Origin of the sequence: Microbacterium sp. NPDC058062 (assembly GCF_042885375.1) — a bacterium.
Lineage (GTDB): Bacteria > Actinomycetota > Actinomycetes > Actinomycetales > Microbacteriaceae > Microbacterium > Microbacterium trichothecenolyticum_C.
On sequence record NZ_JBHVSC010000001.1, the window covers coordinates 884,715 to 901,136 of the forward strand.

The 16,422-nt window shown below is 71.0% G+C and carries 17 protein-coding genes and 1 pseudogene; 2 read left to right on the forward strand and 16 right to left on the reverse strand.

Features of this window, described 5'->3' with window-relative positions:
* Window positions 1-18: 18 nt before the first annotated feature.
* The 10 genes and pseudogenes from ACFVSU_RS04010 to murC form a co-directional block, all read right to left on the reverse strand.
* Window positions 19-285 carry a hypothetical protein gene (locus ACFVSU_RS04010; RefSeq protein ID WP_387138329.1) on the reverse strand — a complete coding sequence of 89 codons (267 nt, stop codon included), beginning with the start codon at window positions 283-285 and terminating at the stop codon, window positions 19-21.
* 69 nt (window positions 286-354) lie between these two features.
* Window positions 355-1,275 carry an RluA family pseudouridine synthase gene (locus ACFVSU_RS04015; RefSeq protein WP_387138332.1) on the reverse strand — a complete coding sequence of 307 codons (921 nt, stop codon included), beginning with the start codon at window positions 1,273-1,275 and terminating at the stop codon, window positions 355-357.
* A 226-nt stretch (window positions 1,276-1,501) separates the two neighbouring features.
* Window positions 1,502-2,086: pseudogene (gene lspA / locus ACFVSU_RS04020) on the reverse strand (signal peptidase II); the annotation flags it as partial.
* Between the two features lie 3 nt (window positions 2,087-2,089).
* On the reverse strand, window positions 2,090-2,662 hold the full coding sequence (locus tag ACFVSU_RS04025) for a DivIVA domain-containing protein (RefSeq protein WP_387138336.1): 573 nt from the start codon (window positions 2,660-2,662) through the stop codon (window positions 2,090-2,092).
* Window positions 2,663-2,797: 135 nt separating this feature from the next.
* Entirely contained in the window at window positions 2,798-3,097 is a 300-nt protein-coding gene (locus ACFVSU_RS04030; RefSeq protein WP_056367105.1) for a YggT family protein, read from the reverse strand.
* A gap of 9 nt (window positions 3,098-3,106) precedes the next feature.
* A complete protein-coding gene (locus ACFVSU_RS04035) occupies window positions 3,107-3,571 on the reverse strand; it encodes a cell division protein SepF (protein ID WP_310291761.1) in 465 nt (154 codons plus the stop codon).
* A 32-nt stretch (window positions 3,572-3,603) separates the two neighbouring features.
* Window positions 3,604-4,290, reverse strand: a complete 687-nt coding sequence (locus tag ACFVSU_RS04040) for a YggS family pyridoxal phosphate-dependent enzyme (RefSeq protein WP_387138340.1) — start codon at window positions 4,288-4,290, stop codon at window positions 3,604-3,606.
* Window positions 4,291-5,448 carry a cell division protein FtsZ gene (gene ftsZ / locus ACFVSU_RS04045; protein WP_387138343.1) on the reverse strand — a complete coding sequence of 386 codons (1,158 nt, stop codon included), beginning with the start codon at window positions 5,446-5,448 and terminating at the stop codon, window positions 4,291-4,293.
* 176 nt (window positions 5,449-5,624) lie between these two features.
* Window positions 5,625-6,641, reverse strand: a complete 1,017-nt coding sequence (locus tag ACFVSU_RS04050; RefSeq protein ID WP_387138345.1) for an FtsQ-type POTRA domain-containing protein — start codon at window positions 6,639-6,641, stop codon at window positions 5,625-5,627.
* Between the two features lie 7 nt (window positions 6,642-6,648).
* Entirely contained in the window at window positions 6,649-8,055 is a 1,407-nt protein-coding gene (murC, locus tag ACFVSU_RS04055; RefSeq protein ID WP_387138347.1) for a UDP-N-acetylmuramate--L-alanine ligase, read from the reverse strand.
* Window positions 8,056-8,173: 118 nt separating this feature from the next.
* On the opposite strand from murC, the gene ACFVSU_RS04060 reads away from it, so the two are divergent.
* Complete coding sequence (locus ACFVSU_RS04060; RefSeq protein WP_387138350.1) at window positions 8,174-9,121, forward strand: hypothetical protein; 948 nt, start codon at window positions 8,174-8,176, stop codon at window positions 9,119-9,121.
* Window positions 9,118-9,489: a GntR family transcriptional regulator gene (locus tag ACFVSU_RS04065; RefSeq protein ID WP_310249603.1), complete on the forward strand. Its 372-nt coding sequence runs from the start codon at window positions 9,118-9,120 to the stop codon at window positions 9,487-9,489. The genes ACFVSU_RS04060 and ACFVSU_RS04065 overlap by 4 nt, the downstream gene beginning before the upstream one ends.
* A 6-nt stretch (window positions 9,490-9,495) precedes the next feature.
* Here ACFVSU_RS04065 and ACFVSU_RS04070 read toward each other — a convergent pair whose 3' ends face one another.
* From ACFVSU_RS04070 to murF, 6 genes are read right to left on the reverse strand one after another with little or no spacing between them, the layout of a single operon-like run.
* Window positions 9,496-9,918, reverse strand: coding sequence for a hypothetical protein (locus ACFVSU_RS04070; protein ID WP_387138353.1), 423 nt, complete (start codon window positions 9,916-9,918; stop codon window positions 9,496-9,498).
* A 38-nt stretch (window positions 9,919-9,956) separates the two neighbouring features.
* The gene (locus tag ACFVSU_RS04075) at window positions 9,957-11,042 is read right to left on the reverse strand and encodes a glycosyltransferase (RefSeq protein WP_387138356.1); all 1,086 of its coding nucleotides are present in this window, start codon (window positions 11,040-11,042) and stop codon (window positions 9,957-9,959) included.
* 38 nt (window positions 11,043-11,080) lie between these two features.
* Window positions 11,081-12,385, reverse strand: a complete 1,305-nt coding sequence (gene ftsW / locus ACFVSU_RS04080) for a putative lipid II flippase FtsW (protein ID WP_387138358.1) — start codon at window positions 12,383-12,385, stop codon at window positions 11,081-11,083.
* Entirely contained in the window at window positions 12,306-13,889 is a 1,584-nt protein-coding gene (murD, locus tag ACFVSU_RS04085) for a UDP-N-acetylmuramoyl-L-alanine--D-glutamate ligase (RefSeq protein ID WP_387138362.1), read from the reverse strand. The genes ftsW and murD overlap by 80 nt, the downstream gene beginning before the upstream one ends.
* Window positions 13,886-14,998 carry a phospho-N-acetylmuramoyl-pentapeptide-transferase gene (gene mraY, locus ACFVSU_RS04090; protein WP_310243397.1) on the reverse strand — a complete coding sequence of 371 codons (1,113 nt, stop codon included), beginning with the start codon at window positions 14,996-14,998 and terminating at the stop codon, window positions 13,886-13,888. Before mraY ends, murD begins: the two co-directional genes overlap by 4 nt.
* Window positions 14,995-16,410, reverse strand: a complete 1,416-nt coding sequence (gene murF, locus ACFVSU_RS04095; protein ID WP_387138367.1) for a UDP-N-acetylmuramoyl-tripeptide--D-alanyl-D-alanine ligase — start codon at window positions 16,408-16,410, stop codon at window positions 14,995-14,997. The genes mraY and murF overlap by 4 nt, the downstream gene beginning before the upstream one ends.
* Window positions 16,411-16,422: the final 12 nt, after the last annotated feature.

Below are 16,422 nucleotides of genomic sequence, written 5' to 3' on the forward strand. Positions count from 1 at the left end.
GCGGCGATGGCGACGCGATCAGGCGCGGGCGTCGGTGTCGGTGTCGGTATGGGCGTCGGTGTTGCCGTGGGTGTCGGTGTCGGTGTGGGCGTCGGATGGACGGCCGGAGCGGCGGTCGGCTGCGGGCGCCCCGACGGCGTACGCCGTGCGATCGCGGCCGTTCGCTCCGGCGCGCAGGCGGCGAGGGCGGATGCCCCGGCCACCGCGGCGACGAGCAGCACCGCTCTGCGCCCTACGGCGGAGTTCCCATGCACGCGACGACCCCCGGACACTCTTGTCCGCCACCCCCAGTGGCCGCCTCAGCATAGCGGCAGCAGTGCCGCCGGGCGGGGGAAGCGCCGCACGGGCGCTCGCTCAGTCCCCGCGCAGCACCCTGAGCGCGTGCGCGAGGTCGGCCGGATACTCCGAGCTGAATGTGACCCAGTCCCCCGTCGCGGGATGCGCGAACGAGAGCTCGTGGGCGTGCAGCCACTGGCGCGTGAGGCCCAGTCGCGCCGACATCGTCGGGTCGGCGCCGTAGAGCGGATCGCCGACGCACGGGTGCCGGTGGGCGGCCATGTGCACGCGGATCTGGTGGGTGCGCCCGGTCTCGAGGTGGATCTCGAGCAGCGAAGCGCCCGGGAACGCCTCGAGGGTCTCGTAGTGCGTGACGGAGTCCTTGCCCTCGGGGGTCACCGCGAACTTCCACGAGTGCGACGGATGCCGCCCGATCGGCGCGTCGATGGTGCCGGCGAGCGGGTCGGGATGCCCCTGCACGACGGCGTGATAGATCTTCTCGACCTCGCGCTCCTTGAATGCGCGCTTGAGCGCGACGTACGCCTGCTCGGTCTTGGCGACGACCATGAGCCCGCTCGTGCCGACGTCGAGTCGGTGCACGACGCCCTGGCGCTCGGCGGCGCCGGTCGTCGCGATGCGGTAGCCGCCGGCGGCGAGGGCGCCGAGCACCGTCGGACCCTCCCACCCGAGGGAGGGGTGCGCCGCGACACCCGAGGGCTTGTCGACCACCACGATGTCGTCGTCGTCGTAGACGATGCCGAGGTCGGGCACCTCCACAGGGATGACCCGCGGCTCCTCCTTCGGCGCCCACGACACGTCGAGCCAGGCGCCGCCGCGCAGCTTGTCGGACTTCGCGAGCGTGCGCCCGTCCATCGTCACGCCGCCGGCCTCGGCGACCTCCGCGGCGAAGGTGCGCGAGAAGCCGAGCATCTTGGCGAGGGCCGCGTCGACGCGGGCGCCGTCGAGGCCGTCGGGAACGGGAAGGCTGCGGGAGTCCACGTCAGAGCTGGGCGCCGGACTCGGGCCGCTTCGGGTCGTGGCCGGCCTCGTGCTCGGCCTCGTACTCCTCCGCTTCGCGCTCTGCCTCTTCCTCGACCTCGTGCTGCTCGGCCTCGCTCAGCGGGGGCAGACCGCGCTCGGCGGCCGGGATTCCCGCGTCGGGGTCGGCGACGGGGAACTCATTGCCGAAACCCTCCACGGTGCCGCCGGAGGCGAACTGGTCGCCCTCGGCGCCGAGGAGCGTCTCGTCGTTCTCGGCCTCGTCCTCGTTCTTGCGGCCGTGGTCGCGCGTACCGTCCATGTGAACCCCCACGAGTACCAAGAGTGCGATCGCGATCATGTCGCACACGATGAAGATGTCGGCGACGTTGTAGATCGCCGGGGACATGCCGGGGAAGAACCACATCCACGGCGTGTTGATGAAGTCCACGACGTGCCCGACGCCGAAGCCGGGGTCGCGGAAGAGCCGGTCGGTGAGATTGCCCAGGACGCCGCCGAGGAGGAGTCCGAGGGCCACCGCCCAGAGGCGCGAGCGCACCCGCGTCGCGGCGAGCCACCCGATGACGACGGCGACGACGGCCAGCGCGATCGTGAAGATCCACGTGACCTCCTCACCGAGCGAGAAAGCGGCGCCGGGGTTGCGGGTCAGGTAGAAGCTCAGGAAGTCGCCGAGGACCTCGACCGGCTCCTGGTAGGGCAGGTTCTCGAGTGCAAGGTACTTCGCCAACTGGTCGGCGGCCAGCACCAGCACCGCGAGAACCGCGATGATGGTGCCGGCCGCCGCCTGACGAAGGGGTGGTCGGCGCGACAAGGCCTAGAGGCCCAGCGCGGAGACCGGCTGAGCGCCGGACGCCGTCGCCGTGGTCTCGAGGTCGCGCAGCTTGCCCTCGATGTAGCTGCGCAGCTGTGCGCGGTAGTCGCGCTCGAAGTTGCGGAGCTCAGAGATGCGGCCCTCGAGCGTCGTGCGCTCGCGCTCGAGCTTCGAGAGCTCCTCGCGACCGCGGGTCTCGGCCTCGGACACGATCGACGCGGCCTGCGACTTGGCGTCGGAGATGAGCTGGTCGCGCTGCGCGATGCCCTCGGCGACGTGCTCGTCGTGCAGGCGCTGCGCCAGCTCGATGATGCCGGCACTGGCTGCGGGAGCTGCGCCACCGACGGCGGGGGCGGGCTCGGCGACAGGCGCCGGGGCGGGCGCAGCGGCAGGCGCGGCAGCACCCGACTCGTACGCCGCCAGCTTGGCCTTCAGCTCCTCGTTCTCGGTGAGAGCCTTGCGCCACTCCACGACGATCTCGTCGAGGAAGTCGTCCACCTCATCCGGGTCGAAACCCTCCTTGAAGCGGACGTGCTGGAACTGCTTGGTGACGACGTCATCGGGGGACAATGCCATGGTGATTCCTCTTTCGAGCGTCTGGTCGCTGGCCGATGTCGGGGCGGCCGCCGGCTGGCGGCCGTTCGTATCAGCAAAGCATAGTCATCGGTTCTGAGAGTGTCGAAGCCGGCGACCGGGTCGGAGTGAGTCGGTTCAGCCCGCGATGGTGCGGGTGATGCTGAGCAGGATGAAGCACAGCAGCATCGTCAGCGCGAACCCGAAGTCGATCGCGATCGCACCCACGCGCAGCGGCGGGATGAAGCGCCGGAACAGCCTGATCGGCGGGTCGGTGACGGTGTAGATGATCTCCGCGGCGACGAGACCCGCGCCCCGCGGGCGCCACTCCCGGTTGAAGAACGGGATCCAGTCCAGGACCAGCCGCGAGAGCAACACGAAGACATAGAGCAGCAGCGCGAGGTTGAGGATCGCTGCGATGAGTTGGACGACTGCCACGTAGCCAGATTACGGCTGCGCGAACGGAACCGACTCCGGATCCGCCTGCGCGACCGCTCCGTCGCCCGACACGGCGACGTTCTCGGGCGAGAGCAGGAACACCTTGCTGGTGACCCGCTCGATGCGTCCGTAGAGGCCGAGCGACAGGCCGCTCGCGAAGTCGATGAGACGCCGCGCGTCGGCGTCGCTCATCTGCGAGAGGTTGATGATGACGGGGATGCCGTCGCGGAAGTTCTCGGCGATGACCTGGGCATCGCGGTACTGCTTGGGGTGCACCGTGAGGATCTCGTTGATCGCCGCGGGCGTCGGCTGGCGCACGACCGCGGGACGGTGGATCGGCGTCACGGGAGCAGCCGGCTTCTCGACGACCTGCTCGGACTTGCGAGCACGCGGCTGAGGGGCCGGCTCTTCGTAGACCTCTTCCTCGTCGGCGAGGCCGAGGTACACCATGGTCTTCTTGAGCGGGTTCGACATCTGATCCTCCGTAGTGCTCATCTGTTCCGAGGTTAACCGCGTTCTGGTCTGGGTCCGGTGATTGCCGAACCGATGCGTAGGTGTGTCGCGCCGGCCGCGATGGCCTCGGCGAAGTCCGCCGTCATGCCGGCGGAGATCCAATCGGCATCGGGGACGACGCCGCGCACGACGGCCGCGAGGCGGTTCAGCCGCTCGAACGCCGGCGCGGGCGGCTCGTCCAGCGGCGCGACCGCCATCACGCCGCGCACACGCAGCGAGGGCAGCGCGGCGGTGTGGGCGGCGAGGGCTTCGAGGTCGGCGGGGGCGACGCCGCCCCGGCCGGGGTCGTCGGTGAGATTGACCTGCAGCAGCACGTCGAGGACGGCGTCCCCCGGCTCGCCCGCGGCGTCGAGCGCGTCGGCGAGACGGGTGCGGTCGAGTGAATGGACGACGGATGCTGCAGCCCGGATCGCGCGCGCCTTGTTGGTCTGCGCCTGCCCGATGAAGTGCCACCGCAGGCCGGCGAGGTCTCCGACCTCGACCGCCTTGCGGCTGAACTCCTGCTGCCGGTTCTCCCCCACGTCGCGCACGCCGAGCCCGTACAGCCCCTCGACGAGGGACGCCGGGTGGAACTTCGTCACGACGATGCGCGTGAGCTCGGACGGATCGCGGCGCGCCGCGCGCGCAGCATCCGCGATCCGCTCATCGATCGCCGCGAGGCGATCGGCGAGGTCGCCCACTTACTTGAGGAAGTCGGGGATGTCGAGGTCGTCGTCGCCGAAGGCGGTGTCGTAGGACGACTCCGTGACGGCGCCGACTGCGACGGGAACCTGGGGCGTCTGCGTCTCGACGACGTCGCGGTCCTTCGCGGCCTCGTCGGCGGGCGTCACGGGCAGCGCGGGGGTCGAGACGACGCGCGTGGCCGTGATCGGCTCGATGCGGGCCTGCGGCTCGCCGCCGTCGAAGCCCGCCGCGATGACGGTGACGCGCACCTCGTCGCCGAGGGTGTCGTCGATGACCGTGCCGAAGATGATGTTCGCCTCGGGGTGCGCGGCCTCCTTGACCAGCTGCGCCGCGTCGTTGATCTCGAAGATGCCGAGGTTCGAGCCGCCCTGGATCGACAGCAGCACGCCGTGCGCGCCCTCGATCGAGGCCTCGAGCAGGGGCGATTCGACGGCGAGCTCGGCGGCCTTGATGGCGCGATCCGCCCCCCGCGCCGAGCCGATGCCCATGAGGGCCGACCCTGCTCCCTGCATGACCGACTTGACGTCGGCGAAGTCGAGGTTGATGAGACCGGGCGTCGTGATGAGGTCGGTGATGCCCTGCACACCGGCGAGGAGCACCTGGTCGGCGGTGGCGAACGCCTCGATCATAGAGATGCCGCGGTCGCTGATCTCGAGGAGGCGGTCGTTCGGCACCACGATGAGGGTGTCGACCTCTTCCTTCAGGCGTGCGACGCCTGACTCGGCCTGCTGCTGGCGGCGACGGCCCTCGAAGGAGAAGGGCTTCGTCACGACACCGATCGTGAGTGCTCCTATCGACTTCGCGATCTTCGCGACCACCGGCGCGCCGCCGGTGCCGGTGCCGCCGCCCTCGCCCGCCGTGACGAAGACCATGTCCGCGCCGCGCAGCGCCTCCTCGATCTCCTCCGCGTGGTCCTCGGCGGCACGGCGACCCACCTCGGGGTCGGCGCCTGCGCCGAGCCCTCGGGTCAGCTCGCGCCCGACGTCCAGCTTGACGTCGGCGTCGCTCATGAGCAGCGCCTGGGCATCGGTGTTGATGGCGATGAACTCGACGCCCCGCAGGCCGAGCTCGATCATGCGGTTGACCGCGTTCACTCCGCCGCCGCCGACGCCGACCACCTTGATGACGGCGAGGTAGTTCTGGTTCTGGCTCATGCCGGCCTCCGTAGCCCTGGACCTGTCTAAACCTTCAACCTCTAGTAGAGGTATAAAGAATTGCCCGGTATGCAATTCCTTTGTCACGAAAGTAGGCCGATGCTGCGCGCGCGCTCGGACCGAGTCGGCGTGTCGCGTCATCTGGTACTCGAAGTCGCGTCGGAGGCGGTGGGAGGTCAGCGCACCACGACGACGTCGGGCGACGAGACGTCATAGCTGAACACGTCGGCCGGTGGCCTGGCGGCCATCATCTTCGCGAGGTTGCTCGCCTTCACCGCCGAGTCGTCGGCGCTCCCCCACACCACCTGTGTGTTCGTCCCACCGAGCTCGAGCGTGACGTCGTCGGGGGTGGAAGCGGTGACCGCTGTCACCTGCGCGCGGATGTCGTCCGGCAGCGACCGCATCACCTGACCGGCCGAGGCGAACGCGTCGGAGTCCACGCCGCCCGTGATCGTGAGCACGGGGGTGCCGGCGCTCGGGGTCGCCGTCGTCGACAGCGCGACGCCGGCCGCGTCGACGAGGGTGTAGCCGGCACGCGTCTCGATGAGGCCGATCGGCGTGCGCTCGACGATCCGCACCACGAGCTCGTGCGGCGGGCGGGCCTCGAGGGCGTAGGTCTCGATGAGGGGGAAGGCGACGAGCTCGGCCTTGATGGCGCTCTCGTCGACCAGTGGCAGCGGCTTGCCGAGCTGACCCGACAGAGCAGCCTCGACATCGGCCGCGGCGAGCTGCTGCGCCCCGACCACGGAGATCTTCTCCACGCCGAACAGGGGACTGTACGCGGCGCCGAGCGTGCCGAGGGCGAGGAGGAGGACGGATGCGGCGGCACCGAACCACACCGCGCGCCGGCGTCGCTGGCGCACGGTGAAGCGGCGGATCTCGGCGCGCAGCGCCTTGCGCCGGGCGCGGGCGGCCTTCCACACCTCGCGGAAGCCCACCTGCGCAGCATCCGCCCCTTCGTCCGCCGTCGCCGGGTCGGGGTCGGGCTTCGCGTCGGGCAGCGGCGTCGGTGACGCCAGCGGGATGACGGGGGCCGTGGGGTTCTCGTCGAGGGTCGGCTCGACGGGCTCGCGCTCCGGCGCCGGGGCCGGGGCCTCGTCGCGGGCGGGGCGTGCAGCGCGCGCCGGCGCGGCCTTCTCCGCCGTGCCGCGCGAGGCGACCGGCGACTGCGGCAACGGCGACGGGCGACGCATGAGGCTTCTACTCCCCCGTGCCCTCGTGGGCGAGGGCCTCGAGGACCTGCGGGATGATGAGGTACACGTTGCCGCAGCCGAGCGTGATGACGTAGTCGCCGTCGCGGGCGACCGAGGCCGTGTAGTCGGCGGCCTCCTGCCAGTCGGGGACGTAGTGCACGTGCGACGGGTCGGCGAAGGCGCCGCTCACGAGCTCGCCGGTGACTCCGGGCACCGGGTCCTCCCGGGCGCCGTAGACGTCGAGCATGACGGTGTGGTCGGCGTAGGTCTCCAGCACCTCGGCGAACTCGCGGTACATCTCCTGCGTGCGCGAGTACGTGTGCGGCTGCTGGATCGCGATGAGGCGTCCGTCGCCGACGACCGACCGCGCGGCGGCGAGGGCGGCGGCGACCTCGGTCGGGTGGTGCGCGTAGTCGTCGAAGACGCTGACGCCGCGCTCGACGCCGTGCAGCTCGAAGCGACGGACGGTGCCGGCGAAGCCCTCGACCGCGCGGACCGCGGGCTCGAGGCCGTGGCCGAGCGTGAGGAGCACGGCGACGGCGCCGGCGGCGTTGATCGCGTTGTGGGCGCCGGGAACCGGCAGCTGCGCGTCGACGGTGACCCCGTCGTGCGTGATGCGGAACGAGACGGGGCCGTCGGTGACGATGTCGCGCACGCGCACCGTCGCGTCTGCCGCCTCGCCGAAGGTGACGACGTGCGGGTGGGTGAGCTGTGCGGCGACGAGCTGCGCACCCGCGTCGTCGGACGAGATGACGACCGCCTCGCGCGCCTCGTTCGCGAACCGCGCGAACGCGGCGTAGAACGCCTCGCGTGTGCCCCAGTGGTCGAGGTGATCCGGGTCGACGTTGGTGATGAGCGCGATCGAGGTGTCGTAGAGCAGGAACGTGCCGTCCGACTCGTCGGCCTCGATGACGAAGAGCTCGTCCGAGCCACTGCCGCTGGAGACGCCGAGCTGAGCGATGACGCCGCCGTTGACGAAGGTCGGCTGCACGCCGAGGTCGCGCAGCGCCGTCACGATCATGCCGGTGGACGTGGTCTTGCCGTGCGCGCCGGCGACCGAGACGAGCCGGCGCCCGCCGATGAGCCAGTACAGCGCCTGCGACCGGTGGATGACGTGGAGCCCGCGCTCCTTGGCGAGCACGAACTCCGGGTTCTCGGGCCAGATCGCGCCGGTGTGGACGACCGTGTCGACGTCGTCCGCGAGGTTCGACGCGTCGTGCCCGACGTGGACGGTGGCGCCGAGCTCGGCGAGCTCGCGCAGCGCGTTGCTGTCGGCGCGGTCGGATCCCGAGACGCGGATCCCGCGCTCGAGATACATGCGGGCGAGCCCCGACATGCCGGATCCGCCGATTCCGATGAAGTGGGCGGCGGTGATGTCGTCGGGAATGGGAAGACTGAGATCGGGTCTGATCATGACCGGTCAAGTCTAAGTTGGGCGACGGATGCCGCGGCCCCGGCGCGCTGGGGCCGCTTCGCGCGAGAGCCCTGCTTTGTGTTGACACATTGATACAGATGGCGACACAATCGGGGATATGGCCGGAGAGTTCGAGATGTCGTTCGAAGCGTTCAACGCCGTCCTGCTCGCGGTGTTCGCCGGAGTGCCGATCGTGATGCTGTTCGTCGTCCGCCGCGACTCCTGGGGCACCACCGTGGTCTACCGGATGTCGGTGCGCGCGAAGCTCCCGATCGAGTCGTGGGACATGTGGCGCAGCATCCGGGATCGGTCGCGCGCACTGGTCGGCGCGAACATGTGGGGCCTGCTGGTGAGCGTCGCCCTCATGGCGGCCCTGCTCGTCTGGACGCCCCTCGGGTCGTCGCCGTTCGCCCTGTGGATCCTGACGCTCACGCTCGTCATCGGCGTCCTCGGCGTCGCGTCGGCGATCGTCGGCGTTCGCGAGCGCCTCTTCTCGGCGGCGCCGACGGCCGTGCGTATCGCGCGTCCTTCGGCACTGGCGACCCGCGACTACCTTCCGGGGTGGGCCGCGCAGCTCCCGCGGTGGCTGCTCGGCGCAGGAGCCGCAGGCGGCGCGGTCGTCACCGCGGTCTCGCTCACCGGCGCGATCTCCCCCACCACCGCCGTGATGACGGTCGTCGCTCTGGCCTTCGCACTGGTCGTCGCCGTCGTCTGCCGCGTGGCGGAGCGGCGCGTGCTGGCGCAGCCCCAGCCGGCGACGAACACGCTCGAGCTCGGCTGGGACGACCTCTTCCGTGCGGACGCGCTGGGCGCGTTGCGGATGAGCGCGGCGATGGCGGCGTGGCTCCCGCTGGGGCTCGCGATGTGCGCCCTGTTCCTCGCCGCACTCGGCTTCGCCGACCCCGGCGTCTCGCGCGTGCTGCAGGCGTTCCCCTGGTTCGGCATCCCGTTCATCCAGGTCGCCTACACCCTCGCCTCGGGGAGGCTGCCCGCGAGGCTGTATCCGGAGTATCTTCGCGGTGCGCCCGAACCCGCGCCCGCGTCCACGGGAGGAGCACCCGCATGATCGTCATCGACCCGTCCTCCGCCGTCCCGCCGTTCGAGCAGCTGCGCACCGGCCTCGTCGACGCGGTCGCGTCCGGCGAGCTCGCCGCGGGCGCGCGACTGCCCACGGTGCGCCGCCTCGCCGAGGACCTGGGTGTCGCGCCCGGCACGGTCGCCCGCGCGTACCGCGAGCTCGAGGCATCCGGGATCATCGAGACGCGGGGCCGCAACGGCACGTTCGTCGCGTTCGACGCCGACCCAGCCCGCCAGCAGCTGCAGCGCGCCGCCGCGGCGTTCGCCGCACAGGTGCGCGACCTGCACCTCGACGCCGAGGAGGCTCTTGCCGTCGTCACCGCCGCGCTGCGGTCCCCCGGGGCCACGACGGCCTGAGCCCGATCACAGCCGGGTGTTCGTGCACTCCCCCAGCTGTGTCATCGACAGGGCGTCGGGGCACTCGTCGAGCCACCAGCCTTCGCCGTAGCGATCCTTCGTCATGTCGGTGTAGATCTCCCAGCCGCCGCCCGGAAGGACGCGGTAGTACGCCGTGAACGGGTCGCCCTCCGTGGTCGGTCGGGTCACCGCCAGCTCCGCGCCGGCGAGCGTCGCCTCCTCGAGGCACGCGATGTCGCCGGTCGGGATCTCCTCGCCCTGATCGAGTTCCACGGCGCCGCACGACGGCAGCTCCTCGCGATCGAGGAACGCCGCCGGGGTCGGGCCGCCCTTCGGCTCGCCCGGACCGAAGGTGACGCAGCCGCTCAGCGCGAGCGCGCTGATGCCCGCCAACAGCACCGCCGTCGCCCACTTCGTCGCACCCGCCATCCGTCCCCCGGTCCCCTGCGGTCGTGAGTGAGATCGTCTCAGGCGCGCAGCGCGTCGTCGATCATCGCGACGACGTTCTCGGTTCCGGTACGGGTGCCGACGGATGCTGCCGCCGCCGCCATCGCCGCGCGGCGGGTCTCGTCGGTCAGGAGCGGCACGACCTCCGACCGCACGCGGTCGCCCGTGAACTCGGCATCCGGGATCAGGATCGCCGCGCCCGCACGGACCGCGGAGGAGGCGTTCAGCGCCTGCTCGCCGTTGCCCACGGCGTAGGGAACGTAGGCGGTCGGGATGCCCAGAGCGCTGATCTCGCTGACCGTGGCAGAGCCGGCGCGCGACACGATGAAGTCGGCCAGGGCGAACGCGAGGTCCATGCGGTCGACGTAGCGGCGGACGGCGTACCCGGGCGCGCCGGGATCGACGAGCTCGGAGCGCTCGCCGGTGACGTGCAGCAGCTGCCACCCGGCGTCGACGACCGCGCGCCAGCCCTCGTCGTGACCTTCGCCGAAGGCGGCGTTCAGGCGCTGGGCGCCGAGCGAGCCGCCGAAGACCAGGAGCACCGGCTTCGCCGGATCGAGCCCGAAGTACGCGGCGGCCTCCTCGCGGAGGGCACCACGGTCGAGCGCCACGATCTCGCGACGGAGCGGCATTCCCACGACCTTCGAGCGCCTGAGCGGAGTCCCCTCGAACGCCACGCCCACACCGGCCGCCCTGCGGGCGCCGAGCACGTTCGCGAGCCCGGGGCGGGCGTTGGCCTCGTGCACGACGAACGGAACGTTCTCGCGCCGGGCCGCGACGTACGCCGGGGCCGACGCGTAACCGCCGAAGCCGACGAGGACGTCGACGCCGCGCTGCGCGATGTGCGCCCGCACCTGCGAGATCGCGCGCGGGAAGCGCGCCGGGAACGCGGCGGCCGCCTTGTTCGGGCGCCGAGGGAACGGCACCTTGTCGACGAACAGCAGCTCGTAGCCGCGCTCGGGCACGAGCCGCGCTTCGAGGCCTTCACGGGTGCCGAGCACGAGCACCTCGGCCTCGGGGTCGCGGGCGCGCAGTGCGTCGGCGACAGCCAGGAGCGGGTTGACGTGTCCGGCGGTGCCGCCGCCGGCAAGGAGGTACGTCGTCACTCCCCGAGCCTATCCGGCCCGGCGCGACCGCCCCCCTCTCAGCGGACGACGCGGAGCTTCGCACGCTCCCGCGCCGCGCGTGCCGAGGCGATCGCGGCCTCACGACGCGCGACGGAGGCCGGCAGCGACCGCGCGAACGCGAGCAGCACGCCGCACGCCAGCAGCACCGACAGCAGTGAGGTGCCGCCCTGCGACATGAACGGCAGCGGCACGCCGAGCACCGGGAACACGCGCAGCACGACGCCGATGTTGATGAGCGCCTGCCCGACGATCCACACGGTGATGCCGCCCGCGGCGATGCGCACGAACGGGTCGTCGGTCTTGCGGATGACGTGGAACGCGCCCACCGCGAACAGGGCGAAGAGCGCCAGCACGACCGCGCAGCCGATGAGGCCGAGCTCCTCGCCGACGATCGCGAAGATGTAGTCGTTCGCGGCGGCGGGGAGCCAGTCGTACTTCTCACGCGAGTTGCCGAGGCCCAGGCCGAAGACTCCGCCGCTCGCGAGGCCCCAGATCCCGTGCAGCGGCTGGTAGCAGTCGTTGAAGTAGTCGTCGAGGCAGTTCGGGTTGAGGAAGCTCATGAACCGGCGCATGCGGTCGGGGCTCGTCACGGCGAGGAACGCCACCGCGCCGGCCGCGGCGATCGCGGGCAGGACGAAGATGCGGAGCTTGACGCCCGAGAAGAACAGTGCTCCCAGCACGATGAGCACGAGGATCATCGCCGTGCCCAGGTCGTCGCCGGCGAGCACTGTCGCGATCGCGAGGCCCGCGACGGGAACGAGCGGGATGAACACGTGCTGCCACTTCGTGAGCAGCGTGCGCTTGCGGAAGAGGACGTACGCCACCCACAGCGCCAGACCGAGCTTCAGGAACTCCGACGGCTGCGCCTGGAAACCCGCGATCGTGATCCAGTTGCGGTTTCCGTCGGCGCCGTGGCCCAGGGGCGTGAACACCAGGAGCTGGAACGCGACGCCGAAGATGAGGGCGGGCCACGCCATCTTCTTCCAGAACGTCACCGGCAGGCGGCTCGCGATGAACATCAATGGGATGCCGATCACCGCGAACACGACCTGCTTGAGCACCATCTCCCACGGCGCCTCGCCGGCGGCCGTCGCCGTCGCGGAGGTCGCCGATAGCACCATGACCAGCCCGAAGACCGTCAGGAGCAGCGTCGTCGAGGCGATGAGCAGGAACTCGCTCGGCACCGGGGCGAACACCCGGCCGAGCGACACGCGCGCGGCGAGGCCGCGTCGCGCGGGCTTGTCAGCCTCGGTCTTCGGCGTCGCCGAGGTCGTCGGGGCGGGGCGCGTCGTCCGGGCCCGCGGCGGCTGCGTCGTGGTCACCCGGGTCCTCCGTTCCGATCCGATCCCTCACCGCCGCAGCGAATCTGCGTCCGCGGTCCGCGTAGGACGCGAACTGGTCGAAGGATGCGGCAGCGGGAGCGAGAAGAACAACGTCCCCGTCACGCGCCACCCCTGCCGCCAGTTCGACGACCTGCGCCATGACCACTTCAGTCTCATCGGCGTCCACCTCGAACACGGGCACCGTCGGCGCGTGTCGCTCGAACGCGGCGACCACGGCGGCGCGGTCGAGGCCGATCACGATCGCGGCCTTCGCGGTCGCTCCGCGTCCGGCGACGAGCTCGGAGATGTCGACGCCCTTGAGCAGTCCCCCGACGACCCACACGGCGCCGGGGTACGCCGCGAGCGACGACGCCGCGGCGTGGGGGTTGGTGGCCTTGGAGTCGTCGACCCACGTGACGCCCTCGTGGCGCGCGACGACCTCGATGCGGTGCGGGTCCAGGCGGAAGCCGCGCAGCGCCTCCCGGATCGCGGTGGGCGCGACGTCCAGCGACCGTGCGAGCGCCGCCGCAGCCAGGATGTTCGCGACGATGTGCGGCGCCGCGAGCCCCAGGGAGGCGAGCTCCTCGACCGTCGTGAGCTCCAGGGCGCTCTTGTGCCGGTCCTCGAGGAACGCGCGGTCGACGACGATCCCCTCGACGACGCCGAGGTCGCTCGGGCCCGGAACACCCAGGTCGAAGCCGATGGCGCGGGCGCCCTCGACGACCTCGGCGTCCTCGACCATCGCCTGGGTCGCGGCATCCGCCTTGTTGTAGACGCAGGCGACGCGGGTGTTGTCATACACGTGCGCCTTGGCGGCGCGGTACTCGTCGAACGAGCCGTGCCACTCGAGGTGGTCGTCGGCGAGGTTGAGGCACACGGCCGCGTGCGGTGACAGCGGGTCGGGCGAGTCCTGCAGCCCGAGGTACCAGAGCTGATGGCTCGACAGCTCGACCACGAGCGCGTCGAACCCTTCAGGATCGCGCACCGCGTCGAGCACGGGCGTGCCGATGTTGCCGACCGGCGCGGCGCGCAGACCGCCGGCGACGAGCATCGTGGCCGTGAGTCGCGTGGTCGTGGTCTTGCCGTTGGTGCCGGTGATGAGGATCCAGTCGGCGGGCGCGCCGTCGGCCCTGACCACCTTGTCGCGCACGCGCCACGCGAGCTCGACGTCGCCCCACAGCGCGATGTCGTTCTCCTGCGCCCACGAGATGAGCGGATGCCTCGGCGCGAAGCCCGGCGACGCCACGACGACCTCGGGCGCGAACTCGACGAGGTCGGCGGGAACCGACTCCAGCGACCCGGTCCAGAGGCGTGCGCCGATGACGGGCAGCAGGCGCGCGTACTCCTCGTCGGCCTTCTCGGTGACGACGAGCACGTCGGCGCCGAGCTCGGTGAGGGTGTCGGCGACGGAGAAGCCGGTGACCGACAGGCCGAGCACGGCGACCCGCAGGCCCTTCCACTCGGCGTTCCAGCTGGTGAGGGTGCGCAGGCGTTCCGAGGTCATGTGCGAGAGAGCCATTCGACGTAGAAGAATCCGACGCCCGACACCGCCAGGAGGCCGGCGATGATCCACATGCGCACGACGATCGTGACCTCCGACCAGCCCCGCAGCTCGAGATGGTGGTGGAACGGGCTCATGAGGAACAGCCGTTTGCCGCGCGTGATCTTGAAGTAGAGGCGCTGCAGGATCACCGAGCCGGGGCCGATGATGAAGACGCCGGCGACCAGCACGGCGAGCAGCTCGGTGCGGGTGAGGATCGCCATCGCGGCGATGACGCCGCCGATCGCCATGGATCCCACGTCGCCCATGAAGACCTTGGCCTTGGGGGCGTTCCACCACAGGAACCCGACGAGCGCGCCGACGAAGGACGCCGAGATGATCGCGAGGTCGAACGGGTCGCGCGTCGGGTAGCACGCGGCCTTCGCCGCCGCCGAGAGGGCGTCGCCACCCCAGCACGCCTGGTTGAACTGCCAGAACGCGATGAGGCTGTAGGCGCCGACGACGAAGATCGCCGCGCCGGCGGCCATGCCGTCGAGGCCGTCGGTCACATTCGTGCTGTTGGAGAAGGCGACGCCGATGAACGTGATCCACGCGAGGTAGAGGATCCAGCCGATGATGAGCCCGAGCGTCATGAAGCCCAGGGCCGGCACGTCACGGAACACCGAGATGTACGGCGACGCGGGCGTCTGGTCGAACTGGTTGGGGAAGTTCAGCGCGACGATGCCGAACGGCACCGTGACCGCGACCTGGCCGGCGACCTTGCGCCAGCCGCTGAGGCCCATGAACTTCTGCTGGCGCACCTTCATGTAGTCGTCGATGAAGCCGACCGCACCGAGGCCGACCATCATCCAGATCACGAGCAGGCCCGAGACGGTCGGCGGGTTGTTGCCCACGTAGCACCCGACCAGGTAGCCGACGATCGTGCCGACGATGAAGATCGTGCCGCCCATCGTGGGCGTGCCGCGCTTGGTCTGGTGGTTGGGGTTGCGGATGTCTTCGGGCGTCCGGATCACCTGGCCCCAGCCCCACTTGCGGAACAGCCGCAGGAACACGGGGGTGAGGAAGAGGGTGAATGCCAGCGAGATCGCCGCCGCGGTAAGGAGTGATCTCACGAGAACGATTCTCCCAGACGATCGCCGAGGAACCGGAGCCCGGCGGAGTTCGACGACTTCACGAGCACGCGGTCGCCGTCGCGCAGCTCGCCCTGCAGGTACTCGAACGCTTCGTCGGCGGTCGAGAAGAAGACCGCCTCGTTGTCCCACGAGCCCTGCGCGACGGCTTCGAGGAACATGCGGCGCGCCGGGTCGCCCACGACGACGATGCGCTGGATGCCGAGCCTCACGGCGAGCAGGCCGACCCGGTCGTGCTCCTCCTCGGCGTACTCGCCGAGCTCGCTCATCGCGCCCAGCACGGCGACGGTGCGCTCATCGGGGCCGGTGATCTGCGCGAGGGTGCGCAGGGCCGCGGACATCGAGTCAGGGCTCGCGTTGTAGGCGTCGTTGATGATCCGCACGCGATCCGATCCGAGAGGCTGCATGCGCCACCGTTCGGCGATCTCGACGGTCTCCAGGCGCGCGACGGCGTCGGCGAGCGAGACGCCCAGGGTCGTGGCCGCGGCGATCGCGGCCAGCGCGTTCATGACGTGGTGCTCGCCCAGCACCCGCAGGCGCAGCGGCAGCGAGACGCCGTCGGCGGTCACGGTGAACGAGGTTCCGGATGCCGTGACCACGACGTCGTCGGCACGCACATCGGTGGCGGCGGGCCCGCGGCCGAACCAGCGCACCGAGGCGCCCTGCTCGGCGGCGATCGGCGCCATCGCGGCGACGCGCGCGTCGTCGGCGTTCAGCACCGCCACTCCCCCGGCGCTCAGCGCGCGCACGAGCTCCGACTTCGCGTGGAAGGTCGCCTCGATCCCGCCGAAGCCGCCGGCGTGCGCCATGCCGACCATCAGCACGACGCCGACATCGGGGTCGACGAGTCCCGCGAGGCGGGCGATCTCACCGGGCGCGCTCGCGCCGAACTCGCTGACGAGGTACTTCGTGGTGCCGGTGACCCGCAGCATCGTGAGCGGTGCGCCGACCTCGTTGTTGAACGACGCCTTGGGCGAAACGGTCTCGCCTTCGCCCTCGAGAATGCGAGCGAGGAGGTTCTTCGTCGTGGTCTTGCCGTTGGACCCGGTGATGCCGACGACGCGCAGGTCACCAGCATCCCGAACCGTCTTCACGACCTCGCGCGCGAGGGCCGCGATGGCCTCGACGACGTCGGCCACGACGATCTGGCTCACGGATGCCTCGACCCGCCGCTCGACGAGGGCCAGGGCGGCGCCGTTCTCGACGGCGGCGCCGACGAACAGGTGCCCGTCGGTCTCTTCGCCGGGCTTGGCGACGAAGACGCCGCCAGGCTCGATGAGGCGGGAATCGGTGTCGACCGCCCCCGACACGACGGTGTCGAGGGTGTCGCCGTTCTCGAGGTGCACTTCGCCCGAAACGGCATGGGCGATCTGGGCGATGTTGAGCGCGATCATGTGGGGAACTCC

Excerpts from the sequence above, each read along its gene's own strand:
- ACFVSU_RS04025 (WP_387138336.1), bottom strand. The coding sequence starts at position 2,662 with ATGGCATTGTCCCCCGATGACGTCGTCACCAAGCAGTTCCAGCACGTC.
- ACFVSU_RS04035 (WP_310291761.1), bottom strand. The coding sequence starts at position 3,571 with ATGTCGAACCCGCTCAAGAAGACCATGGTGTACCTCGGCCTCGCCGAC.
- ftsZ (WP_387138343.1), bottom strand. The coding sequence starts at position 5,448 with ATGAGCCAGAACCAGAACTACCTCGCCGTCATCAAGGTGGTCGGCGTC.
- ACFVSU_RS04050 (WP_387138345.1), bottom strand. The coding sequence starts at position 6,641 with ATGCGTCGCCCGTCGCCGTTGCCGCAGTCGCCGGTCGCCTCGCGCGGC.
- murC (WP_387138347.1), bottom strand. The coding sequence starts at position 8,055 with ATGATCAGACCCGATCTCAGTCTTCCCATTCCCGACGACATCACCGCC.
- ACFVSU_RS04060 (WP_387138350.1), top strand. The coding sequence starts at position 8,174 with ATGGCCGGAGAGTTCGAGATGTCGTTCGAAGCGTTCAACGCCGTCCTG.
- ACFVSU_RS04065 (WP_310249603.1), top strand. The coding sequence starts at position 9,118 with ATGATCGTCATCGACCCGTCCTCCGCCGTCCCGCCGTTCGAGCAGCTG.
- ACFVSU_RS04070 (WP_387138353.1), bottom strand. The coding sequence starts at position 9,918 with ATGGCGGGTGCGACGAAGTGGGCGACGGCGGTGCTGTTGGCGGGCATC.
- murD (WP_387138362.1), bottom strand. The coding sequence starts at position 13,889 with ATGACCTCGGAACGCCTGCGCACCCTCACCAGCTGGAACGCCGAGTGG.
- murF (WP_387138367.1), bottom strand. The coding sequence starts at position 16,410 with ATGATCGCGCTCAACATCGCCCAGATCGCCCATGCCGTTTCGGGCGAA.